Consider the following 25,435-nt stretch of genomic DNA (forward strand, 5'->3'; position numbering starts at 1 on the left):
CGCCTAACATCTTTTACCAAGTCATGATGCGGCATCACGGCCGCCAGCGGAACGCTTTCGGGCCGCGCGCGAAAAACCAAAAAAATATTTTTACTTTTTATGCCCGCGGCCGAAAAATATATCGCGACCGAAGCTAAAGCAATTATAGAGGCAATTACTAAAATTAGCCTGTCTATTTTCATATTATGCTTCTTAAATCAAACAGCTCCGCGGGTAATGGCAAATTTTCGTGCGAGGACTGTTTGAGCCCGCCAGCGGGCGGACGAGTTCCGCAGTAGAAAATTTGCTGTTACTCGCGGAGCTACAACTGTTATATAACTAACATAATTCAAATATTATTTGTCTCCCAGCAGCAACCCGCCCCACTCAACCACCGTAAAACCAATTCTTTCAAAGCCTTGAAGCTGCTGCGGCGCTAAATCAGTGGCCGCCGTATTTTGCCCGGCAAAATCCAAGAAGACGCGCTTAACCGTATCCGGCCACGGCGATATGGCTAGCGGCGCTAAATTATTCATCTCGGCCGTATCCAACCAGGTTAAGCGTATATAAGAAGTATTAGGCATAAGGGGCAGCCAAAAATCCATAAAATCAGCCGACTCTTTTTCATTTAAGCCAAGCGCGGCCAAATCGCTTCGCAGCTCGGCTTCAATATCAGCTTGCTTAACTATTCGCCCTTCCGTAATCCGCGGATAATATCCTCTGCCTTTGCCTTCCCAATATAAATTTTCATAAACCGCGCCGTCAGAATTAATAATTTTTCCGTCAGGATAAGCGGCCACCTTCCAACCGACGCCATAATTCGGTTCGCTGATTCTTACCTCGGCGCCGACTTGCACTTTTATTTCTGTTTTAGTTTCCGGATATAAATAAATCACCGGTTTGCCGCATTCAGCCGCGGGCGAATAAACGCTGTCGTAAAAAATATGGTAATCGCCGAGCAAATCCCGCCAAACCACCACCGGCTTTTTAGCGACGATGGCTTCATAAGACAATAAATCAGGCTCGCTCGCCTCTCGCCCGATTTTATATCCATCATAAACCGCTTTGAATAATTCGCCGGCAGTATCTTTCGGGGCATATAATATACTGCCTGACATTGTCGCGCCGATTGGATATAAACTATTGGCTAAATTAATTTCTGATATAAAGGCGGAAAAACCGGAACAGCCCGGGATAATCGTGGAACTGAATTTTTTTTCTTTAAATTCTTTATTTTCCTCATTAAAATTCGCGATTAAAGAATTATCGGCGGCTAAAAAATCATAAGGCATATCATAATATACGGCGGTAGAATCCGGCAATTTTAATACATATTCTATAGCTGCCAGATTATAATTTTCCGCGGTTAATTTTTTGAAAAAATCTCCGCTCGCGGTTGTTCCGATTTTAATTAATTTATCCCACTGGAGCGGAACTTTACCATACCAATCTTTCTCGCTGAAATTTATGCCGTTGATTAAAATTTTCGCCGGCGCGTTTAAAGAGCTTATATCAGTTTCCCTGTCAATCGGTACGTTGCTTTTAAAATCGTTGCCCTCAAACTCGGAATTTTTATTAATCAGCGAATATTTTCCGTCTGAAGTTTTTTTAAAGCGGATAACTTGTTTGCCTGACGGATTTTGCGGTTGGATGAATTCATTAATGATTTCTCCTCCGCCATTGATATTCGCGACTTTATAATATTCTATCGGCGGCATGCCGGTCGCATCGGCCGCGTAGTCAACTAATTTTAAATCTTCCAGTTTTACCGGTTCGGCCAGCCATTCAATCTCTCCGTCTGGCTTTACTTCTTCAATCGGTCTTGCGGGAGGCACGCCGATTATATTGGTATTTTTAGGCTCGGTTAAATACCCGGGATTTGCCTCAATGCTCACCTGCGGTTTCTGTTTCTCGGCTATGTTTTGCCAGCTTAAAAAGCCTAAAAATACCGCTCCGGCCAATAAAAAAACACTAAGTAAAATAATAACAATTTTGTTTGAAAACATAAATTTATAATTAATAATAAAATTTATTTTTTGTAATTTTACCTTACCATTTATCGGCTAATATTTCAACTTTACTCTAAAATACAAAAAACACCCCTTTCGGGGTGCTTAATATATAAGGAAATGGATTGTCGTGGCTTCGCCAGATCTCGCGTAGCGATGACGAGATCAAGTCCGCAATGACAAATAATATTTATTTTAAAAAATTTTATGGCCGTAGAGCTTTGCTCGCTATAAAATTTTTTAAAATACCTTTAATTTTTGAAAGTATTGAAAACTTTTTTGTAAAAAGTTTTCAAAGATTTTACATCATCTTCTTCCGAATAAACGCCGGAATGCCGAGTTCGTCTTCTTCTTCGGCCTCGGCGCTCTTTTTCTGCGCCGGCTCCGATTGCGCCTGCTTTAAAGGAGAAATCTTGCTTTTCTTTTTAGTCATCTGCTCTTTATTTTCTTTATCCTCTTCCGCGGTAATATAAGGATTAGGCGTATAAATTCTATCCGAAGAAATAACTTCGCTAACGCCGACGCGGCGGCCGTCAAAACCGGTCGCCACCACGGTTATTTTAATTTCATCTTTATATTTTTCATCAATTACGGCGCCGAAAATAATTTTTGCGTCTTCGTCAACCGAAGAAGTAATTACTTTAGCCGCCTCGTTAACTTCATGCATGGATAAATTCGGTCCGCCGACGATCGTGAATAATATGCCGCGCGCGCCTTCTATGGACATCTCTAGAAGCGGCGAACTAATAGCCGCCTTAGCCGCTTCAATGGCTTTATTCTCGCCCGAAGCCTGCCCGATGCCCATTAAGGCCGAGCCGGCGTTAGCCATAACCGCTTTAACGTCCGCGAAATCAACGTTGATTAAACCGGGAACGGTGATTAATTCGGAAATGCCCTGAACGCCCTGGCGCAGTACTTCGTCAACCACCATAAAAGCGTCCAAGAGCGAAGTTTTTTTATCAATCACCTGTAAAAGCTTATCATTAGGAATGGTAATTATGGTATCCACTTTATCGGCCAGCTCGGATAAGCCGCGCTCGGCGATATTTTTTCTTTGCGCGCCTTCAAAAGCAAACGGCTTAGTTACGACCGCTACGGTTAAAGCGCCTAAGTCTCGGGCGATCTCGGCAATAGAAGGCGAAGCTCCCGTACCGGTTCCGCCGCCCAGCCCGCAAGTGACAAAAACCATATCCGCGTCTTTTAGCATGTCGCGAATTTCATTTTGCGCTTCTTCGGCCGAACGCTTGCCCAATTCCGGATTCATGCCCGCGCCTAAGCCGCGAGTTATGGTTTTCCCGATATGTATTTTTTTTGAAGCTTTATTATAATGAAGAGCCTGAACATCGGTATTAACCGCGATAAACTCAACTCCTCTGATGCCGGAATCAATCATGCGGTTAACCGCGCTGCCGCCCGAACCGCCGACGCCGATGACTTTTATTTTAGCAAATGTTTCCACGACTGGTTTTACTTCAGCCATATTAATAAAATTACGAATTATAAATTACGAATTATGAATTTTATATCCACCGCTTACATATTTTATCCTCCATTATTCATAATTCTCTATTACAATATTAACCTATAATAAAAAATATATCAAGCCCTTGTTTGCCAAACGGTTTTATGGACTTTTTGCAAACTGTATAAAAGATTTATACACTTGACCAGCAGTATTCAGGTTGGGTGAAATTTATAAAATTTTCGTGCTCGCCCCGTTAAATAGGCTTCGCCTCCCGCAGGGATTTAACGGGGCGAGGACTGTTTGAGCTCGAGTAATCTCGAGCGAGTTCCGCAGTAGAAAATTTTATGAATTTAACCCAACCGCCAGCTAAAAATTTACGGTATCAGCGACTTAAACCATTCTTTAACTTGCTCCAGCCCTTTACCGGCCGCGCCGCCGGTCGGCCAGCTTATTCTTGAAGTCTTTTTGCGCTTGGTTAACTGGTTGCCCCAGGCGACGAGTCCTAAGGCGGTCAGATAATTAACATCATTAACTTTATCAATGGCTAAAGAAATATTTTGGTTAGAGCCTAAGCAGGCGGGCAAACGCAATTTATTTTTCGCCACCTCCACCAAATCATTTAATTTAGCGCCGCCGCCAATTAAGAAAACTCCGGCCGGCAACATCCCGCTACGGTCTATCTTTTTTAATTCATTGTCAATTTTTTCAAAAATTTCTTCAACCCGGGCTTCAATGATTTCCGCCACGTATTTTTTAGAAATCACCATGCTGTCTTCGGAAATATTTTCTTCTTTAGCTAGGTCGCTCGCGTCCACTTCGTCTTTTTTCGTAAATTTATCGCTCTTAGCCGAGCCGTATTCAAGCTTAATTCTTTCGGCTAAATTAATCGGGCACCTTAAGCCGATAGCCACGTCGGCGGTTATATGCTCGGAGCCGATGGGAATAACCGCGGCGTGGAGCAGTTCGCCTTCTTCAAAAACCGCTAAACTCGTGGTAGACGAGCCGATATTGATTAAAGCCGCGCCCAGCTCTTTTTGCTTGGCGCCGATAACGACTTCGGCCGCGGCCAAAGGCGATAAAACCAGATCTTCAATTTCTAAACTGGTGCGGTAAATCGCTTTGGTTAAATTTTTTATCTGGCTGCTTAGCCCCTGAATAATTAAAGTTTCAACTTCCAGCCTGACGCCGGTCATGCCGATCGGATCTTTTATGTCTGCCTGGTTATCCACGGAAAATTTAACCGGTATGACATGAAGGATTTCATAATTCGGCGGCACGGATAAAGCCTGGGCGGCTTCCACCGCCCGGTTAACGTCATCCTCGGTTATTTCATTATCGCTCCGGCCGACCGCGACCACGCCCTGGCTTTTTTCGCATTTTAAATTCGGGCCGTTTATGCCTACCCAGACATTGGTAACCGGCACGCCGATTAATCTTTCGGCTTTTTCCAGGCAGGACGAAATCGCCGAAGTCGCGTCTTCAATGCTGTTAACCGCGCCCCGGTTTATGCCTTGGGCCGACACGGTAACCGCGCCTAAAATTTGCAATTGTTCGCCTGACTCATTGGCCTTTCTTTGGCCGACTACCAGCCTGACTGACGTTGAGCCGATATCCAAGCCGGCAATAATATTTTCTTTCATAATTATGTCAACTTTTATTAAATGCTTTTTAATGACAATGAATACATTATTTATACAGTCTCATTATAACACAAAAATTCTATTTTTAACAATCGCCTAATTGAATTTACAATATAAGTTTCTCTATTGCCGACAATTCTCACAATAAATACAGATTATAATATAAAATCGCTTTGCCTAAAATATAATCTTTGCAAGGATTAAAGAAGTCTATGCCTTGCGAATTATCCCCTTTGGTGATAAAACAGCCGTCTTGTTCGCCAATAACCCGATGAACGATTATCCGGCCCCGGGAAGGATCGTAAAAAGCTATAATCTGATTATTTAAATCTTCGCCTTGAGCTATTGATTTAATAACAACGATATCTCCTTTGGCTATTACCGGCAGCATTGATTCTGATTTAATCAGTAAAATCGGAGCCGGGGCGCCAAAAATTATCGGCAAGGAAAAATAAACGATAAAGACTATTTCTAAAATAATCCCCAAGCCAATCTCCAGCTTAAGCCAGTTAAAATTCTTTAATAATTTGCTGTTCATTTTCAATCTTAACCAATTTATAATTAATGCCATTCTCTTTCAGAAATAACAAAAAATTATCAATAAATGATACATACGAATCCGTATCATAAACTATAACAACTTCTTTGATGGCATAACCGGAGATAATCTTTTGAATATCCCGCGTTTCTTCCTCGCTTTGGCAAAATTTTCCTTTAGAGAGCGGGGTATAATCATAAGGCCCCGGACTTGGGTTTTGCCAATTGCTCGTGCAAAAATTATCAACAATCACCACGCCGTTATTGTTAGAGATGGCATTCATGAATACTTCTTGATTAACTTCGCCTGCTTTAACCGAACTTTTCTCTTTAAATATGGATGGCACGATTATTACGGAATTATTGCCATTAAACGTCTTGCCGACAACTCCGTTTAGAACCTTATAAGTGTTAAAATTCAAACCGTTTAAATCGCCTAAAATCAACTTAAAATCACTTTTACCGTTTTTGGCAAAGTAGGAGAAGCTTAATTTTTGCTCCGTGAATTTAGAACTGATAGCTGAATTAAAATCACTTTGCTTATTTTTCGCGATAACAAACACCAAGGCTAAAACAATCAGCAGGGCGAAAAAAGCCAGATTTAATTTTTTATTCTTTCTTTCCATTATATTCGTTCAACTCCTTGATATAATTATTGACTTCCTTTACATAGCTGTCGGTGCTGTCAACTTCCGGATAGAGATAAGTTCGGAGGCCGTGGTAAAAGCCTTGGGACAGGAAGAAATAATCAACAACTTGATCTTTGTCCAGTTTCAGCTCATCGGACTTAAAAGTCAGATTGATTGAACCTCCTCTGATAATATGGGCATAATTATAGTCTTGTTTCAGAAGTTTAGAGGTTACGTCCCCGTCTCTTGAGTTAAGCGCTTTGGTCAGTTGCAGTTCCTCGGTCTTAAATGGCTCGTCTTCAGAAGTTGTTAGGTTTATTTTGTCCAGGCTATGGATGGCTGTCCAGCCAAGCTTTAAAGTAATAATGCCGTTTTTGTCTATAAAACTGCTAAGATCCACCTTACTAAACTCATTGCTTTTTATGGCTCTGGGATGAAAATCCTGGCCGGCTTTAGCCCATTGTCCTGTTTTGTCCAGATAACTTGTTAACATTATTGAAGCCGGATAACCTTCCTCAAGCGGGCTGGTAATTAATTTAGGCACAAAATTACTCTCCCAGGAGGTTATGGATAGGAAAGGCTTTAAAGCCAAATCATCCACTTTAAACTTTAAGACAATATAGTCGCCCGGATTTTTTCTTATTCTTTTATCATCCGCTTGGCTGATAGCTTCCAGACATGATTGGCCTTTTTCATCCAGACAGCTAAATGGCTTAATCTCGCCTAGCTTAGAAACGTAAATATCATAATTATCCGAATAGGCCAAAGAATCTTTATCATGGACTACTCTGAAAAGCTGAACTCTGTCAAAATTACTCTCTTCCGGCTCTAGTTCCTTAATTTGCAGACTAATTAGATTGTCTTCAATCTTGGGCTGTAACTTAAGCCTATATATATCCTGGGGCAAAAATGAACGGCCTAATTCATTGTTTTTATACGCCTTCTCAACTTCTTTAATCGTCATGCCATCTTTTTGGAAATAAGTGCCCATTATGTCATTTTCAATCAGATACTTATCATTTTTGGTTAGAGTGAAGAGGTAGGGGGTGCTCATAGGTGGAGGACATGCCACATTCGGTGTAACGCAATATGTTGTCTCTGTCTGCCGCCATCCGCTAGGAGTACACATTCTATAATACCCCGTTTGAGCGCAGGTATCGCAAGCAACTGAACCAGTAGACTGAGTAAGCAAGTTTGTCGCCCAGCAAGTTCCTCCGCAAGCAGGGCAAGAAATAGAGCCTCCCGCCGTTGCCTGCGTTGTTCCATCGGGAAATTTTATGCCTCCGCTTGTTGATTCAATTGTGCCATTCACGGTAAGTTTTTGTCCCGGATTCGCCGTGCCGATGCCGACATTGCCGCTTAAATTTACTCTGAATAATTGTTCTAACGGACCGCTTATCCCATTGCCTCGGCCGACCACAAAAAGAGCGTTATTTAAATAAGCTCCGCTGGCAGTTGAATTAGAGCCATCAGTAGACACGGAAAGCACGGGAGTTGTGCCTACATAATACGAACCGCCATTAGTTCCGGCTGAACTAAAAATTCCAGCTCCAGATCCATCGTAAATTGTGAGTTTTCTAGTTGGCGCCACCGTGCCGATGCCGACATTCCCCTCATTAGTTAAAGTTAAAATATTTTTCTCGCCTGCCGGAGTATTATTCCAAAATCTTAAATCCTCGGTAGTTCTATCTTGATAAACGCCCCAATGCTTATTTGCTCCGGCTACGCTCTGAATATCAATTTCCGCGTTATCGCCGCTGGCGCCGTAAACATGGAGTAACTTATTGGGAGAAGCCGTGCCGATACCAACCTTGCCTTTTACGCTTCCCGGCCAATCAAATATAATATTACCGCCGCTGTCATTTGATCTGTTGAAAATAGTCATTAGCCTTGTCGCGGCAGTGAAGGAAAGGCCCATTTCATATTGCGAACCGTCTTGATATCTGCTGGCTATTTTATAATCACCCCAGGTTGTTCTGATATTCCCGGCCACTTCTAATTTATCCTCGGGCGCCAGCGTGCCGATGCCGACGCTGCCAGCGAAATAAGACTTGGCGGGATTATTAGAATAAAGCGACCACGTGTTGGCGTTGTAGGCTGTTCCGTCAATATAAACTCCATAATTAGAGGCTGCGGCGTTGCCTTGAAAATATCCGCCGATATTCTGCGCCGCTCCGGCGCCGGCCGCTTGGGCAACAATGCCGAAATTAGAACCGGTTGTCGCGTTGACCAAAACATTTATCCCCCTATCATTAGCCGCGGCTGATTGAATATCAAGTTTATAGGCTGGCGATAAGCCAATCCCAACTTTATTGCCTATAATTAAATTTCCAGCAGGATTAAGCCTTGCCTGCTCAACCCCGCCGACATAAAACACATGGCTCACGCCTGCCGGCACTATATAATCAAGCTGTGAACCTGAAATTCCGAATCCAAGGACATTAATAGTATCATCATACATTATCATCTTCGGGTTTGCCCCGGCCGTTGAACTATAGGTTGCCCCTAAATTAATCGCATCAGGAGCCGCGCTGCCTACTGAAGCAAAATTGCCTATTTGTAATTTTTCAGTCGGATCCATCGTGCCGATGCCGACGTTGCCTTGCCCAACAATTAGGCCGGACACTGCCGGCGCGGTATTAGCAATATATAAAGCGCCTTGCATTGTCTGCACTAAATTTGAACCGCTGTTTATAGGCGCGGAACAGCCTGCGGTTCCGGACGTACAGGTTGGCGGATTGGCTAAAGGCGCGGTCCAGTCGGCTAAAAGAGATTGAAAAGAGATAGATAGGCCGAGGGTAAAAATAACGGCGCCAATAAAGAGAAAGGAAATTTTAGAATTTTTTCTAAACATAAATTTTTATTTAAAAAATAAATTATTTTTTAAAAATTTCCCAAAAATACGGAAAAAATATAATCGCGCCGGTAATAATCGCGGCCAAAGAGGCTAATAACACTCCGGCCGCCATAATATCTTTAATCTCTTTGACATAAGTATTAATTCTCGGCTTTAAAACATCGGTAATGCGCTCAACCGCGCTGTTGGCGATTTCCGCGACTAAAACTAAAGAGATCACCAGCGTTAAAATCGCCCATTCAATCCGGCTGATGCAAAAATAAAATCCTAAAATTACAACCGCCAAACTGACAAAAGTCTGGATTTTTAAATTCTGCTCTTCGCGGAAAGTTTTAAATAATCCTTTATAAGCGTAACCGAAGCTTTTAAATAATCTGCTTATTTTTATCATAAATGCTTCTTAATAAACTCCTCTCCTATTTTTATCATCTTCTCCCGCTGTTTTTCCGTTTTGTCATTATAACCCAATAGATGCAACAAGCCATGCGTTAAAATAAAAATCAATTCTTTTTCCGCGCTGTTTTTAAATTGCTTAGCCTGTTTTTTAACCTGATTATAATCAATAATAATTTCTCCGAAATAATCGCCGCCGCCAATAAACGATAAAACATCAGTCGCCTTATTTAAGCCGCGATAAGTCAAATTTAATTTTTTCATTTCCGCGTCGCCGATAAAAGCCAGAGAAATTTCTTTATTTTTAATTTTATTCACCCCGTTAAATTGCTTCACACCCCGCTTTAGCGGGGATTTAACGGGGTAAACTCGGCCAAAAACGCTTATGACTTTCTTTACTAGTTTTAAATTAATTTTATAATTAGTCTGATTATTAATTTCTATTTTCATATCAGCCGCTTAATCTTTTAAATTAAACGACTTAACCATCATTTGAAAAATATTAAAATACTCCAAAATATTTCCGCCGCCCGGATTATAGGTTAAGCTGAATATGTAATTTTGTTTTTTATCAATTAAATATATGTTTAAGCCGTCAGGGCTTTTAATCCCCTGCCAACCTGCCTGTCCGGTAGGCAGGTTAGAGCCGCTTACCCGGTCGGTTTCATTAATGGTTAAAACGCCGAGCTGCTCCATGTACCAAGCGTCAAGCGCCTGCTTATCAACGTTAGGCTGGACGATAACCTGCACGAATTGATTGTCGCCGGTTTTAAACATCAGCGAATCGTCTCCGCCGTTAACGCTGGTTTGCCAAGTCGTAGGATAAAGCAAATCATAAGAGAAAGTCTTATTCTCATAAAGCGAAATATTGGAGTTAGCGGTTAATTTCCCCGCGCCGGCCGGATTATATAAATTTATAAGTTCAGAGCCGTCCGTATAGCCGTCGCCGTCGGTATCAGGCACAATCGCGCTGGCATTTAAAAGAATTTCTTCCATATCGGTTAAGCCGTCATTATCGCCGTCCGCGCCAACGCGCAAACTAAGACCCTCTTCCCCGGACGCAATTTCCGGAGTCGTCGTGGCTATGGTCGTAGTCGCGGTCTCTCCGCCAAGAGGCAAAGTTGTTATTTCCGTGCCGGTGGCGGTTAGAGCGCTCGAGGCTTCAGGTTTTTTCTCGGTTTTTTCCCCGGCCTGGCTCGCCTCTGTCGGCTGATTATTTTCCGCGGTTAAAGACGGCTCTTGGGTAATAACTACGCTTGGCTTTCTAAATAAAAAATAATACAAGCCGGCCGAAGCTATCAGTAAAACTACGGCTCCGCCGATAATTATTACTAAGCCGGTAGTTTTAGCACTGTCCTTTTTAACCGGCTGATTGCGAAAACGCTCGGGCATGACATGAATAGCTATATTATCGGCTTTAACCGGCTCTTTTAGCGCCGGACCTTGAATTTCTTCCTTGATTGCTTCAGTTTGCCCTGATTTGTTTTTTCTAAAAAAATTAAACATATTGTAATGGCTGATTTATTTTATTGATTTATCTATTTCATACAACCTGCCTTGGCCGTTGGGATTATAGTTATTTTTAACTTCGGCTCCGTCCTTAAAGCCGTCTCCGTCCGTATCAGCCTTCAAAGGATCGGTTTTATAAACTTTTACTTCTTCGCGGTCGGTCAAACCGTCAGAATCGCTATCAGGATTATTAGAATTAATTCCAAGGCCAACTTCTTCTTCGTCGGTCAAACCGTCAGAATCGCTATCGACCGGCTGGGCAACTATCGGCTGATTTAGCTGATTAGCGGCATTATTAATTTCTCCCGTAGCCGGCGCCGTAACTTCGGGCGTAAGCTGATCATTATTAACTTCTTTGTTTACCTCCAGATTAGCCGGAGCGGTTTTTTTAGCCATTAACCTTAAGCCAAGATAGCCGCCGCCGAAGACAATAATTAAAACGCCTAGTATCAAGCCGAAAATTATTTTCTTATTTTTTAGCCAGCCATCTTCCGCCGGGATGACGGTCCCGATAGCCGGCGGTAAATTAATATCTCTCGGCCTAAGCGCTTCGGGCTTAACGATTTTGTCCACTTCGGAAAAAATGTCTTCGGTTTTAGGCGGCGTCTGACCGGCCGGCCGAACGCCGCTGCCGGATGCCGCGTTTTTATCCAATTCGTCAAACATAAAGTTATTTCGGGGACTGCCCCCAATTAATAAATTATAATATTGTTAAATTAATTTCCGCGGATTTGTTGCTTTCGTTGGCTTTAAGGTCTAAAGCGCTAACCGCGAAATAATAAGTAACTCCGGCGGTTAAATTACTGATGGTAATCTCACATTGCCCGGTAGCGGCCGAACATTTATTTTTTTCCAAATTAACCGCCGCGCCCAAAGAACCGCTCTCGGCGCCGTAATAAATTTTATAAATCGCCGTATCGTCCGTATTGGCCGTCCAGCTTAAAGTGGCTTTAGTGGTAGTAGCCGTACCGGCTAAGCCTTGCGGAGTTTGCGGCGCCCAAACATCGGCCGGAACCGCCGTAGTCTCGTTGGAATAACTGCTCTCGGCTCCGCTCTTATATTTAGCCGTAACCGCGAAATAATATTTTACCCCATTGGTTAAATTGCCGACTATCGCCGGATTGGCGGCCGTGCCCGGCAAAGCGGCGGAAATTGATTGGCTGTAACTGCCGGATTTAACGCCATAATAAATTAAATATTTATCAAAAATTTGATCGGGCGGTACGGCGATAGCCTGCCAAGTCAAGCCGGCCTTGCCGCCCTGCTTAATCGCGTCATTAGTCGTCGTGGCTAGGCCTGAAGCAATGTCCGGCGTGTCTTCTCTAAAGAAATAAAACTCTTTTAAAATATTTTGCTCGGCTGATGAACCGCGGATTACGGTCGTATCGCTTAAAATAGGCGGTAAATCATCTATGGTGCCGGCTCCTTCCGTATCGCGGCAATAATATAATTCAAAATTAGCGTCAGAACAACCGCCGGCCGTGACAGTGCAGTTAACAGACGCATCGCGCCACGGCTCCCAGCTACCATCAGCTTTAAAAGGCGGCCAAGGATTAGAACATAAAAAGACATAAATTTCAGCCTCTTTTTCTTTAAACTGCCCGACGGTTGATAATTTACTGATTTCATCCTGCGTAATAGTGGTTTTGGCATGAAGCAAAGTATTGGCTTCTTTAACGTTTTGCGCCACCAGCGTTTGAGCCGGATTATCGTCAAGCGCGTTTTCCCCATTTTTAAACTTCACCACCGATTTATCGTCTATAGTCCAATCCCAGCGCCAATTATAAACATTTTCAATCGGCATGATCGGCTGATTGGCCGCGTAATATGCCGTAGCGCGGAAAACTTTATCGCCGTCTCTTATGGTATCATAAGCGGCATTAGCCGAATTATCATCGGCCGAATCGTTAATTGCCGTGGTAAATAAATAGCCTGACGGATTAATATTAACATAATTAACTAAGCAAATTCCGTTATTGGCCGCGGTATTAGGCTTAGCGGTAAACGACCAAATTTTTCCTTTAAAATTAACGCCGTTGAAAGTTTCTTCATTAGTTGATTTCAAGCCTATGCCCGCCTGGCTTAAAACTCCATTATTCATAGCGTCGGCAATATCAGAGTCGCCTTTGATTATAACATAATATTTTCTATTGGCCTCTAAAACTTTTTGCAGTTTAAATTCCAGCACGGTTTTTTCATCAGCCGTAACATAGCCGCCAGCCAGCCCGGAGACAGCGCAAAAATTTCCGGTTAAAGCCTGGGCTTGATTAATGAAAATCTTATTTAATATCGGCAGGCCAGCCAGCCAGCTGGTTAATCTGGCCAGCAAGCTCGGTTTATAAGCCGCGGTTAGATATTTAGTATTGGCCGGGCATTGGTCAGAGCCATATTCTCCGGCCACGATAATATTGCCGTTAAAAGTGCTTATTTGCATGGGCTGATCAAAAGTGGCTTTTATCAGGCTGTTGCGGCAAACATCAATGGCGCCGCCAGCCGGCATAGTCTCAATCACGCTCGGCCTGGCATGACAGCAAGTATCATAGCCGCAGCCAACCGCGTTAGCATCGCCGCATTCATTGTCTCTGGAACAGCCGCAGCATAACCCGCGCTTATCGCCCGAACAAGGCTCTTGGTTAGGTTTACAAGTTAAAAGAGGGTTTAAAGTTCTACAGCTATCCGGCGCGGCCAAAGGATCGCAGCAGCAAGTGCCGCAATTCGGAGCCGCCGGCCCGTCGCCGTTTTCATTGATACAAGCAAAGCCGACGCATTTATTAATATCGCAGCTCTGCGTTGTGGTGGCGCTACTAAAACAAGTATTGCCGAATTGAGCTACTGGCCGGCATTTATTATTACATTCAGTTAAAGTCTTATAATTCGGCGAGCTGGAAGAAGCCACGGCCGTATTAGAACAGCTGCCGGTATTGCATTCATAATAAGCGCAGTAATTATAGGCCGGCAGGCCGGCGGCATACGGCGCTTCGCCGCCGCGGCAAGCATTATTCTTTTCCGCGTCAACACAGCAGGCGCCCGCGCCCAGGCCGCTGCAAACCGCCGCGTCGCTGATCTGGGCGCAGTCTTGGCAAATGCCGGACGGATTAGCCGTATCAATTAAACAGAATTTGCCGCTGGTTCCCGAACAATTGCAGGCCTCGTTATGCTCGGCTTGAGTCGTACCCGCGCTGGCGCAGCCGGAGCAATGGCCATAAGTGTTGGTATTGGCGGTTATGTCGCTGCCGCATTCGCCTTCGCACTTTAAAGGCGAGCAGCAATCCTCGCTGTCATGGCCGATGCGGCAGCAGCATTCGCAGCTGGCGTCATCATTCTTCACACATTTATCATCATTGCCGCAAACCGAACCGACCGGGCACAGGCTCTGCTCAACCGCGCAAACGCCATTAACCGCGGCGGCCGTTTCTTTAAGGCATTTAAAACCCGTAGCGCAAGCCGAACAAGTCGTATTATTTTCCACGCAGCGGCCGCCGGAAATACTGGTCCAGCCGGCCGGGCAAGAAGTGCTAATTTCTATAATCCATCTATTTTGATTATTATAAGCCAGACAATCAGCCGTGGCAGTGGCCGGAACTCCGCTAAGCGTATAATTAACAACTTTAGGCAGAGCGCAGGTTTGGAGCCTAACGAAGAAGGGGCGATTAGATTGAGCCTTTTTAACGCACTTATCAATCGCCGACCGATAGATACATAAATTAGTTTGGCAAACATTAAAATTATTACAGCTATGGTCGCAAGTACCGGTTTGACTGATTTCACCGCCGGCGTAAGTTGAACATTTTCCCGGCGAATTCGGGCAGAAATAGCTTGAAGAGCATTGGCTTAAGCCGTAGCTTGAGCAAGCTTCGCCGTCAGTGCATTCATCATAGCCGTCATTATCCAAATCTCGGCAGCCGCCGGTTGAACAGCACTCTAAATCACCGCTACATTGATCCGGCTGATTGGGCGGACAGCTATCGCATTGGCCGGTAAGGTGATTGCATTGGTTGGGGGCGCAGCAGTTAAAGGTAACCGGACTGCCCGGCGGAGCATTAGGTATATCACATTTTTCTTGGCCGATTAAACAATCTCCGGCCACGGTGGAAAACGTCCAGCCAAAACCGCAGCCTCCGGGCGCTCCCTGGGCGCAAGTGCCGGCCGCGCGGCAGATGCCTGACCAGTAAGTTCCACCGCCGCAGCATTCTTCGCCTAATTCGCATTCGGAATTAGCCGAACACTTGCCCACGCGAAATGGCAAAGGATTGCTAAGATAGCCTTGATTATTAATTATTCTAAACGGACCATTAACCGAATCAATCGGCACGTTATTATCAACTTTCTGATCGGTCCAACTTGTTATGGACGCGTCCTTATTATTAAAATACTGGGCGCGGCCGCTTCCCTGATTAGCGCCGAATCTTTCGCCGTTAGCGGTTACCGGCCAGCCGACCGGACCGTTATTCGGGTTTAACAGACAAAGGCCGGGATTAAGCGCCTCGTCATTAATGGTAAAATCGGCCGGCAAACTTACTTTATCGTCAGAATTAGTAACTTCAACTTTATAATCGCCTAAATTATTTACTTCCGGCACTTTAACCACGATATAAGTATTATGCCACCAATTATTACGGCAAGGCTCGGGAAAATCAATGTCCGCGTTAATTTTATTGCTTTGATCGGCCGGTAAATAAAATTTCACCGAACTTTTTTGCGCGTTATATATTTTAAAATTACGGCCATAAATGGTTATGTACTGGCCGGCCGGGCCATTATCCGGCTCAATATAATCAATGGCCGGATTGGTATCCGCGTTATTTATTATGGTAAAAATAAGATCATTGGAATTAATGTTGTTTGTTTGGACAAAGACCGAATTCCTGCCGTCTCTGATATTAGGCACGGTGGCGTCAACCGAAGTATTGGTCCAGTTGGCAATATCATTGGCCGCTATCGGACTGGCGCTACTGCCGAAAAAAACCGAATGAGGGGAAAGGTTAAAAGCCGTGCCTTGCACGTTAAAAGCGTCAGCCAGACCGCCGCTCGCCGGATCAACTAAGCAGATGCCCGGACGGTGAATATTATTGACTGAAAAATCATTAATATGCGCGCCGCGGTTATTATCCGTGGTGTCATAATAATTTCTGCTGTCAATTACTTTAATCGGCCCGCTAACCGCTCCAGCGGGCACCACGGCGATAATTTGGTTATCTTGCCAGAAACTAGAACATAATGGATTAACTTGATTGGGAAAACCGGCAATTTTATCGTCAGCAGGATTATTAGGATCGCCCATAAAAATTACTTGTCCGGTCGTGGTGCCGAAATATCCGCCGCCGATGGTAATAAAATTACCAACCGCGCCGTTAGGCGTTGAAGAAGCGTCAATCGGGCTCACCCAGGCGATTAAGGGCGTTTTAATGCAAGTGCAATTATCACTGGACGAACAAACTAAATTATTGGCGCAGTCGCCGGCTTGGCAGTCGGGCAGATTAGCATCAACGTCGCAGCTCTCGCCTTCTAAAGGCTGGGTAATCCTTCTGCAGATACAATCAATGCTTGAACAATTAAAACCCGTGGCGCATCGGCCGAACGCGCAACTCATATCTTGCAAATCAGTTAAGCAAGGATCCCCTTCTCCCGGCAAACCGCCGCCGCCCGGAGGCACTACGCCTCCGCCGCCAGTGTTAGTCGTGCCGTCTCCGCCGGTAGCATTTAATAAACGATTTAAAACAAAGCTGGCGATAGCGAACGAAGCTAAGCAAATCACCAAGCCGATAACCGCGCCGATTAATATTTTCTTGGCTTTTTCAATTTTATCCGCTTCGCCCGCGGCCGTCATCCATAGCCAGCCAGCGTAAATTATCAAGCCCACGGCGATAATGCCTAAAAAACCCAAAAATATTCTAATTATATTGGCCGCGATAACGCGCGGGTCGTTAGCCGCGCTTAAGCCCGTGCCTTCGGCGTAGTTTAAGCCGACTTCCGGCCCGGTAGCGGCCAAAACGAAATCAGCCACAGTAAAGATAGCTGCAAGTAAACAGATAAAAAATAATAATTTTTTTATTCTAATTTTCATTGTCATTGCGAGCGCCATTTTTGTCATTCCCGAAGCCGCAGGCTGTCGGGAATCCAGGGGTTAAACGCATAATTAATATTTATAGCATATCAAGAAATAAATCGTACCAGGTTGGGTTGTCTTTTTCTATTAAATTTATTTTCCATTGCCGATTCCATTTTTTCAATTGTTTTTCTCTTAATATAGCGTCTTGAATATATTGATATTCTTCAAAATATATTAATTTATCAATTTTATCCCCCTCCGGGGATAAATATTTAGCCGTGAAACTTTGAGGATTTTGTTTTAATTTATGTTGAAAACTTCTATTGAATAAATCTTTGGTTACTCCGATATATAATGTGCCGTTTCTTTTGCTCGCCAGTATATAAACATAATAAATATGGGCTTTCTTAGTTGTATTATACATAGCATTCATTTCATTCGCGCCTGGATTCCCGCCTGCGCGGGAATGACAAAGAAATTGGCTTTCTCGCAATGACAGCTAATCCTTACTGGCAGCTGCTATTACTGCTCGCCGCGCCGTCGCAACAAGACGGATTGCCGTTTACCCCTAGTCCGGAACAGGGCGTATAGCAATTCTGGTAAATATCCTTAACGCCGGAATTCAACTCTACCGAATAATCAGTATTTTCATTAAACTGATCATGATTAACTTTAGCGGTAGTTTTATTGTCGGCAAAATTATCGCTTTTGGTTATCCAATAGTTATAGCCAGCGCCCGCGCTTCTTAAATTTATGCTTGAACTGTTTAAGGACGAGCTCATCAGCAATTTACTAAAAGTAGCTTCCGGCACGGCGGATAAATCCACTCCGCTGCCGCCGACCGGCGGGCTGATATGATCTATTTTTGGCGGTATGATATCAATCGTATTATTAGTATTAAACAGCCAATAGTAATCATCGCCTTGGCCGTCATGGGTTTGGCTATTGGCGTTATAAGGCGGTAAAGCACTTTGCGACTCTGGCCCAACCGCCGTGCCGTCGCCATTGCCGTCAAACGAATTATCCGCCATATCAACTACGCCGTTATAGGGGAAAATGGCCGAAGCGATATCAGGGTCAAAAGCCGCGGCATTGATAAAGGCCTTAATTTGCTTATCGCCGGGCAGGCAATAAATCGTCTGGCCGCAGGAATTAACGCCGCAAGCGTCAAAAGTCAAATATTCCACGGTTTCATACTGGTTGGAAATGTAAAAAATGCCTTCAATTATAACATTGTCCGTGTTATTAAAAATCTTAATATTTTCAAAACCGCTGCCGTCTCTAAAAGCTCCGCTGGCCGAAATCGGATCAACCGCTTCGGAAAAATTTATCTGCACGACCACGTTTCTCGGCTCGGTAGCGCTGGGCTGGGGAATAATGCTCTCAACTTTCGGCGGCGTGATATCAATAAACGTGCCGACTTCAAACATCCAGTCATAAGCAATATCGCCGATGACGGAGCCAAAAGCCGGATCGCCGTTGACCTTTTTTATGTTTTTACCTAAGCCGACCGAGTACCAAATCTTTTCCGTGGGCGAACCTAAATATTGCGATGGCTTAAAAACAAAAGTTTTATTGTCATCGGTTTTTACCGCGCTAACGTCAAAAGTAACCGCGCCGGCCACGCCGTCCACGGTTTTATAAATTTTAATATTTTGCTGATTGATTTTATTGTCAACTATAATCGTCGCCGGATCAATCGCCTCTTTAAAAGTAACCGCGATTTTTGTGTTCCTGGGAATATCTTTTTGGTTGCGCCCGGGATAATGGGAATTGATTATGCCTGAACCCAAAGCCGAAATTCCGCCGCCTCCGCCTCCGCCCGGAGGCACGGGAACATTGCCGCCGGCCGCGCCCGTCAGCCTATTTAAAATAAAACTTACAATGGCGAAAGCCGACAAAATAATTATTAAGCCGATAACCGCGTTTTGCAATATTTTTTTCGCTTGCGTTATTTTTTCTTCATTGCCTTCAGAAGTCATCCAAATCCAGCCGGCATACATTATTAAGCTAACGGCGATAATGCCTAAAAAGCCGATAAAAATCCTGATAATTCTGGCGATAATTACTCTAATATCCTGGGAGTTGCTTAAGCCCGTGCCTTCGGCATAGTTTAAGCCGACTTCAGGCCCGGCCGCGGCCAAGGCGAAATTCGCCAATAAAAAAATAGCCAAGAGCATAAATAAACATATGCCGGCTATTTTATAAAGCCTATTAATTTTTTTGGTTTTTAGCATGGAAAAAATGAATTTAAAAACTTTGACTTTTGCACAGTCTTGTAATAATATTATAACATAAACAAAATAGCAAAAGCAAACAATCATGACCATAAATCAAATCATCAACAACTTTAAGGAGAATAACCCCAAGGCTGACCCCACTATGATCCAGCTGGCTTATGAATTCGCCGTTAAAGCCCATTCCGGGCAAAAAAGAAAAAGCGGCGAACCCTATATTCAGCACTCTTTGCATACGGCTTTCGTTTTAGTGCAGATTAAAGCCGATATGGAAACCATAATCGCCGGCCTGCTCCATGATATTCCCGAAGATACCGAATTTACGCTGGCCGATATTGAAAAAAACTTCGGCAAAGAGATCGCTGATCTGGTGGAAGGCATAACTAAATTAAGCAAGATAAAATACCGCGGCATTGAACGCTACCGCGAAAGCTTGCGCAAAATGTTTTTAGCCATGGCGCAAGACCTAAGGGTTATTTTAATAAAATTCGCCGACCGCCTGCATAACCTAAGGACATTGGAATCTCTGCCTTTGGAAAAACGCCAGCGCATCGCCCGCGAGACTTTGGAAATTTACGCTCCAATCGCCGGACTTTTAGGCATCTGGCGGTTAAAATGGCAGATGGAAGATATCTGCTTTAAGCACCTAAACCCGGAAGAGTATAAAAAACTGGCTTATAAATTTGAGGTAGAAAAAAGGCTTGAGCATAACCAATATATTCAAAGAGTAAAAAATATGCTGGGCGCGAAACTTAAAGAAGCAAAAATTCCTTTCCATATTATCAGCCGTTTTAAGCACCTTTACAGCATTTATCTTAAACTGCAGAAAAAAGACCGGAAATTTGACGAAATTTACGATGTTTTCGCTTTGCGCGTTATCGTGCCTGACGTTGCTAATTGCTATAAAACTTTAGGCATAATTCATTCTTTGTGGCGGCCTAACCCCGGCCGGTTTAAAGATTATATCGCCGTGCCAAAGCCTAACGGCTATCGGGCTCTGCATACCACTGTCTACGGCCCGGAAGGCAAATCAACGGAATTTCAAATCAGAACCGAAGAAATGGATGACGTGGCCAAATACGGCATCGCCGCCCATTGGTCTTATAAAATGGACGGCGGCCATAAAAACGATTCAAAAAAACAGCCGGACTGGGTAAAGGAAGTTTTGCATATCCAAAAAGAAACCGCGGACACGGCTGATTTTATCAAGCAGATAAAATTTGATGTTTTCCGCGACCGGATTTTTATTTTTACGCCTAAAGGCGATGTTTTTGACTTGCCGGAAGGAGCCACGCCGATTGATTTCGCTTATTACGTCCATTCGGATATCGGCAACCAGGCGGTCGGCGCCAGGGTCAACGATAGAATCGCCACCTTAGACCAGGAATTAAAAAATGGCGACTTGGTGGAAATAACCACGGAGAAAAAACGCCAAGGCCCGAGCCGCGACTGGCTTAAATTCGTTAAAACCGCCACGGCCAGAAATAAAATCAAGCAAAATTTAAAATCCACCATGATGGATAATATTAAAAAATTCATACCGAAGATAAAATAGAAAAATAATAAAAAAACCCTCGCGATAAGCGGGGGTTTTGTTTTTAAAATTAAAAAGCACTTAATAAAAAATTAGAAATGGGCGCGGGAGGCTTTATACGGCCTCCCGCGAAAGAATGAACAGGACTAGTAAACTAAATCCAAACTGAATAAATAATTACTGGGCATGCCTCCTCTTTGGATAAATTGCCCCCTTGTTATGCCCTTTTTTAAAACTTCGCAAATTTCTGCCGCATTTTCGTCATCTGCAGTTATTAACGTTTTTCCCTTTTCCGAAAAAAAACGTTCTTCTAAATCTCCCATAAGCACCTCCTCCTAAAGATTATTTTATTAGCCCAATTCTAATTTTTTATTATAAATTTTAAAGGACAAAATCCATAAATTAATAACTAAACAATAGTCTAAATTTTGCTGTTTGTCAATTATAATCCGGCCTAATTTTAGAGATAAATTTCAAACAAAACCGGAGATGCCTATCGCGTAATCTGCGCTGCGCCCGGAGACAGAACTGCGGCTAAAACAGCCGGCTCTTATGGCTCATGCCTACTCGCCCATTGGCTCATTTCCACCATTTGAGCCATTAGCTTAAAACGATGGAGTTTTATTGGCATCCTTAATAAATTATTTCCTAGCGCCGGAATATAGGCGCATATCTATAACTTATTATGCTTGGTATGTTTTCCTTTGGCTTTTTCAATCGGATATCTCCTGGCTGTTTCAATAAGTTTTTTTGGCAAAGCCAAGCTAATATTAATATTTAAATCATGCGACATTAGTAAAACCCAATACAAAACATCTGCCAATTCGTCGGCTATTTCATTTTTATTTGTTTTTACATACTTTTCCATTTCTTGCTTATTTTTCCATTGAAAATGCTCTAAAACCTCCGCCGCTTCCAACGCTAAAGATATAGCCATGTCTTTTGGATTGTGAAACTGTTTCCAGTCTCTTTCATCGCGAAATTTTATAACCTTTTTTGTTAACTCATTGATATCAGACATATTTTATAACTTATTTAAATTATATCTTATTTATCTTAGATTAAACCAAAATGCTTTTTTATATAATTTTCAACTTCTTTAATAATTTTTATATTATCAATTATCTATTATCTGTTTAAATCTAGCAAAGCTATTTCAACCGGCGCGGAGCTAACGCCAAAATATTTTGCTATCGGTCTGGCTAAATATTGATTAAGAATTTTTGGGTCTATTTCAGTTATTTTAATTTGATCTTCAGAAATAAATTGATTAATCACTTTTTTTCTAATTTCATATAATTGACCCCGAGGAATTAATAAAAAATTGGCAAAAATATGCGCTTGTGTTTCCATAAAATGGTATTGATCTCCCGGTATTTCATCATAAAACCTGTTAAAATCATCGGCATCGCTAATTCCAAATTGTTCATATAAATTTTTATGCAACGCCAAATGGCCGATTTCATGGGCATATGAAAATCTTAATCTATTATTATTTTTATCTGCTTCAAATAAATCATAATCTACGCAAATCTGTTGCCAAGACGAAGTTATATAAGCATCAATATTAAACAATTTAAATAGGCCTGGCTTGAATATAATATCCATCCTTAAATTAACACTGATTATTTTTTCTATATCCACCGGAATTATGTCGTTCCAATATTTTTTTCTAAATAGCTCGGCGGCATCGGAAATTTCTCCCTTGGTTAGAAAGGGCACTTTAACGCTCTGAAAATTCATTTTTTTATTTATTATTTTTTATTAGCTTAAATAACGCCTCTATTTCTCGCTTGGTCGGCTTCTCGTCTCTCATAGTCCGAAAAAACGCCGGCAGAAGTTTAACTGTATCTGCGTCGGAAAGTATATCTTCCGGTATGATGCCTTGAGCGATCGCAGCGCAGTCAATAAAATCATTCAGTTCTTTTTTATTTGGTAATAATCCAAATATTTTAGTCCACTTTATGAGAGTATTTTTATCCGAAGGCGGAGCCATTTTTCCTCTTTCAATTTTACTCCAATTACTAGGATCATAATCGGCTAATTTACATATTTCCCTTAGGCTAAGGTTTTTTTCAATTCTTAAATTTTTTAACAATTCGCCGAATTTTTGTAGATTTTTTTTCATTGATTCACCACCTCTCTAGTTTTTTAATTAATATTAAATAAGTGTGGTATTATTTTACCACACTTAAAAATATTGTCAAATTGTTTTACTTATTTACCACTTTTAATTTTTCTTACTTTTTCAGCCTTCTTTACCCTGGTATGCGCTTTGCCGATGCCGTCCGGCGTAGGTAAATTCTCCGGCATAGTGCCGCCCAAACCCTGAATGGTGTTTCTGACTTTTTGGCCGACTTCATAATGGGCCAGATTAGCGCTTGTCTCTCCTTTAATATTTTCTCGCCTGATTTTAGCGTCGGCCTGCGTGGCGCGAAACAGATTGGCCGCCAACTCTTCACTGCCCATATGGTCAAGAATATGCTGTGTCTTTTTAAGATTCTTGCGATTATGGATGTCTTGCATGGTAAGGCCGCCGTAAAGCCCTCTGTAGCCGTAATTTTGAAAAATCGCGTAATTTTCTACACCGGCGATTGAGGCCGCCTGGGTTAAGCTTACATTGTGTTTTTTCATCTGCTCTCGCAAAAATACGCGCTTATTATCCTCAATTAAATTATCCGTCTTTTCCTGCCGGCGGGTTTGGATGGCAAAATAGGTCTGCCCTTTGGCGACTACGACTTTTGTCGGATCTGAATTTTGCATGACAAGATAACAAGCGTAACGGGAAAGATATATGATTTCCACGGGTTTTTCCGCTCCTGACCCAATCTTAACCATTTCGTTAGCTTCAACGAAATGGTTGTGGATAACCTCACCGCTATTCCCGCAGGCAATTTTCGCCCTTTCTATAACTCCGAGAAAATTGCGATAATCCGTGTATTCCAGAACTTTAGCTAAGTCGCGCGACGACCAATATCCCTTGCCATTATTATCAAGCCGTTTAATATCTTCAAATTGATTTTTACTCATATTATTAGTATTTCATTAAAATCTATTTATAATTATATACGAACAAAATACGAAATTCAATAATTTAAATATTATTCTTAACCAAAAAATCTTTTAAAACCATAGTGGCCTTGCAATCATCTTCATTATATTCCAAAATTCTTTTTAATATTTTTTCATCTTTGGTTTTTAAATATTCATTATACCATTGTATTGATAAAGCGCCGGAGGGCGTTTCGTCCCGCCATTTGAATCCCAGATAGACGGCAATCTCTTTTATAGAATAACTCCCTAGTGGCCAATCGGTGTGCTTATAAATTATATCCATATATAAATCAATAGTCTTCTCCCGCGCGAAAAAGTCTTCCAGCTCGTCTTCGCTCACGACTTCTGGGTATGTCTGGCGCATTTTTTTATAAACCGTCTTTTCATAAGGCGAATAATAATAAACCGCGAAGTCATCTTTCGGTAAAGTTCTGATGTAATCCCAAAATTTTTGCCAGGCAATTTTTTCACCTTCTGCCGTATTGCTTTCGGCTACGAAGCTTAAAAACCTTTCTTTACCGTTTTTTCTTTCATACACGCCGTGAAGATAGACTAAATTTTGCGTCGGGTCGGCTTCAATATCAAAAAATAATTCCGTGGAAACTTCGGGCAAATTAAGATGCTCATAAATAACCGGTTTTTTAGTATTGGCAACGATATTGGCTCGAATAATTATTTTTTCAATTGTTTTCTCGCCCACGCCCGGTAAAAACTTTTTATTAGCCTTTTTCCGCGCCGCGATAACCGCGATATCTAATTGTGCGATATCTTTTACGCTATTAACCCCTAGCTGTTCAACAATAACATCTCGCTTGCTTCGTCCCAAATAAAATATATTGGTTAAGTCGTCACTTTCCTTACACCACTTTTTACAGCTTAAATACCAAGGGCACAATTTGCAAATAGCCGAACTGGCCGGTAAATTCTGCTTTTTATTCTTTATTAGCGCATCCGCCTCTTCTTTTATTTCTTCATACGCTTCCCACCAAGTCTCGGGACTGCGAACACCCATCTTATCATCTAATTTATATTCCGCTTCTTTTTCGTTTATATCAATAATCAAACCTATATTGTTTTTGGCAAATCCTTTTTCTTTTAATAATCCAGCGTAAACGCATAATTGCACGGCGTAATGCTTTTTTAGCCTGCCTTCGCCATCTTCGCTCTCCCCCTCATAGCCCAATCCAGCCTTAATATCAATTGGCAAATAATTACCATCGGATTGTTTTCTTAATAAGTCTGGTATGCCCATTAAATTCTCGCCTTTTAAAACTCCCTGATATATTAATTCATCACCGCGCTTCATAGCTTCCATAGCTAAATCAGCGGCCCGATCAAATCCAATTTTACTTAAATCCGTAAACCCACCCAGCTTGCTGACCACTTTCTTTTCATGCTGGACGCCCCGATCCCAAAGCAATTGAACGAACGGATTAGTTTCTTTAATTTTCTCCTCTTGCGGACCCCAAACATCCCGCCACACCCGATGTGGACATTGGAGATAATTATATAGCTTTGAAGCGGTTATGGACATTTATTTTTA

Annotated in this window: 21 protein-coding genes; 1 reads left to right on the forward strand and 20 read right to left on the reverse strand. The window is 42.5% G+C overall.

The features are described 5' to 3' along the window. The 14 genes from WC639_02265 to WC639_02330 form a co-directional block, all read right to left on the reverse strand. On the reverse strand, positions 1-182 hold a 182-nt coding region (locus WC639_02265; GenBank protein MFA6306600.1), incomplete at its 3' end, for a hypothetical protein. A 153-nt stretch (positions 183-335) separates the two neighbouring features. Beyond that, the gene (locus tag WC639_02270; protein MFA6306601.1) at positions 336-1,985 is read right to left on the reverse strand and encodes a hypothetical protein; all 1,650 of its coding nucleotides are present in this window, start codon (positions 1,983-1,985) and stop codon (positions 336-338) included. A 304-nt stretch (positions 1,986-2,289) separates the two neighbouring features. After that, positions 2,290-3,468: a cell division protein FtsZ gene (gene ftsZ / locus WC639_02275; protein ID MFA6306602.1), complete on the reverse strand. Its 1,179-nt coding sequence runs from the start codon at positions 3,466-3,468 to the stop codon at positions 2,290-2,292. Positions 3,469-3,827: 359 nt separating this feature from the next. Then, a complete protein-coding gene (gene ftsA, locus WC639_02280; GenBank protein ID MFA6306603.1) occupies positions 3,828-5,093 on the reverse strand; it encodes a cell division protein FtsA in 1,266 nt (421 codons plus the stop codon). 139 nt (positions 5,094-5,232) lie between these two features. Further along, positions 5,233-5,631, reverse strand: a complete 399-nt coding sequence (locus tag WC639_02285; GenBank protein ID MFA6306604.1) for a signal peptidase I — start codon at positions 5,629-5,631, stop codon at positions 5,233-5,235. Beyond that, complete coding sequence (locus WC639_02290) at positions 5,603-6,256, reverse strand: hypothetical protein (protein MFA6306605.1); 654 nt, start codon at positions 6,254-6,256, stop codon at positions 5,603-5,605. Before WC639_02290 ends, WC639_02285 begins: the two co-directional genes overlap by 29 nt. Then, positions 6,240-9,113: a hypothetical protein gene (locus tag WC639_02295; GenBank protein MFA6306606.1), complete on the reverse strand. Its 2,874-nt coding sequence runs from the start codon at positions 9,111-9,113 to the stop codon at positions 6,240-6,242. Before WC639_02295 ends, WC639_02290 begins: the two co-directional genes overlap by 17 nt. A 22-nt stretch (positions 9,114-9,135) precedes the next feature. Beyond that, complete coding sequence (locus WC639_02300) at positions 9,136-9,507, reverse strand: diacylglycerol kinase family protein (protein MFA6306607.1); 372 nt, start codon at positions 9,505-9,507, stop codon at positions 9,136-9,138. After that, positions 9,504-9,959 carry an rRNA maturation RNase YbeY gene (gene ybeY, locus WC639_02305; GenBank protein ID MFA6306608.1) on the reverse strand — a complete coding sequence of 152 codons (456 nt, stop codon included), beginning with the start codon at positions 9,957-9,959 and terminating at the stop codon, positions 9,504-9,506. Before ybeY ends, WC639_02300 begins: the two co-directional genes overlap by 4 nt. A gap of 9 nt (positions 9,960-9,968) precedes the next feature. After that, the gene (locus WC639_02310; GenBank protein MFA6306609.1) at positions 9,969-11,015 is read right to left on the reverse strand and encodes a hypothetical protein; all 1,047 of its coding nucleotides are present in this window, start codon (positions 11,013-11,015) and stop codon (positions 9,969-9,971) included. 15 nt (positions 11,016-11,030) lie between these two features. Next, on the reverse strand, positions 11,031-11,684 hold the full coding sequence (locus tag WC639_02315; protein MFA6306610.1) for a hypothetical protein: 654 nt from the start codon (positions 11,682-11,684) through the stop codon (positions 11,031-11,033). A 34-nt stretch (positions 11,685-11,718) separates the two neighbouring features. Beyond that, positions 11,719-17,082 carry an IPT/TIG domain-containing protein gene (locus WC639_02320; GenBank protein MFA6306611.1) on the reverse strand — a complete coding sequence of 1,788 codons (5,364 nt, stop codon included), beginning with the start codon at positions 17,080-17,082 and terminating at the stop codon, positions 11,719-11,721. Between the two features lie 79 nt (positions 17,083-17,161). After that, positions 17,162-17,491: a GIY-YIG nuclease family protein gene (locus tag WC639_02325; protein MFA6306612.1), complete on the reverse strand. Its 330-nt coding sequence runs from the start codon at positions 17,489-17,491 to the stop codon at positions 17,162-17,164. Positions 17,492-17,573: 82 nt separating this feature from the next. Further along, complete coding sequence (locus WC639_02330) at positions 17,574-19,304, reverse strand: Ig-like domain-containing protein (protein MFA6306613.1); 1,731 nt, start codon at positions 19,302-19,304, stop codon at positions 17,574-17,576. 85 nt (positions 19,305-19,389) lie between these two features. Between WC639_02330 and WC639_02335 the strand changes: the two genes are divergently transcribed. Continuing rightward, positions 19,390-20,859 (forward strand): RelA/SpoT family protein, encoded by a 1,470-nt coding sequence (locus tag WC639_02335; GenBank protein MFA6306614.1) that lies wholly within the window; start codon positions 19,390-19,392, stop codon positions 20,857-20,859. Between the two features lie 125 nt (positions 20,860-20,984). Here the strand turns inward: WC639_02335 and WC639_02340 are convergent, their stop codons facing one another. The 6 genes from WC639_02340 to WC639_02365 form a co-directional block, all read right to left on the reverse strand. Beyond that, complete coding sequence (locus WC639_02340) at positions 20,985-21,161, reverse strand: hypothetical protein (protein MFA6306615.1); 177 nt, start codon at positions 21,159-21,161, stop codon at positions 20,985-20,987. Positions 21,162-21,511: 350 nt separating this feature from the next. Further along, the gene (locus WC639_02345; GenBank protein MFA6306616.1) at positions 21,512-21,859 is read right to left on the reverse strand and encodes a nucleotide pyrophosphohydrolase; all 348 of its coding nucleotides are present in this window, start codon (positions 21,857-21,859) and stop codon (positions 21,512-21,514) included. A gap of 107 nt (positions 21,860-21,966) precedes the next feature. Beyond that, entirely contained in the window at positions 21,967-22,581 is a 615-nt protein-coding gene (locus WC639_02350) for an ImmA/IrrE family metallo-endopeptidase (GenBank protein ID MFA6306617.1), read from the reverse strand. A gap of 4 nt (positions 22,582-22,585) precedes the next feature. Then, a complete protein-coding gene (locus WC639_02355) occupies positions 22,586-22,966 on the reverse strand; it encodes a helix-turn-helix transcriptional regulator (protein MFA6306618.1) in 381 nt (126 codons plus the stop codon). 89 nt (positions 22,967-23,055) lie between these two features. After that, on the reverse strand, positions 23,056-23,868 hold the full coding sequence (dinD, locus tag WC639_02360; protein ID MFA6306619.1) for a DNA damage-inducible protein D: 813 nt from the start codon (positions 23,866-23,868) through the stop codon (positions 23,056-23,058). Positions 23,869-23,932: 64 nt separating this feature from the next. Further along, positions 23,933-25,426 (reverse strand): TM0106 family RecB-like putative nuclease, encoded by a 1,494-nt coding sequence (locus tag WC639_02365; protein ID MFA6306620.1) that lies wholly within the window; start codon positions 25,424-25,426, stop codon positions 23,933-23,935. Positions 25,427-25,435: the final 9 nt, after the last annotated feature.

It is taken from the genome of Patescibacteria group bacterium, assembly GCA_041662965.1.
Taxonomy (GTDB): Bacteria; Patescibacteriota; Patescibacteriia; order Patescibacteriales; family GWC2-42-12; genus JACPHD01.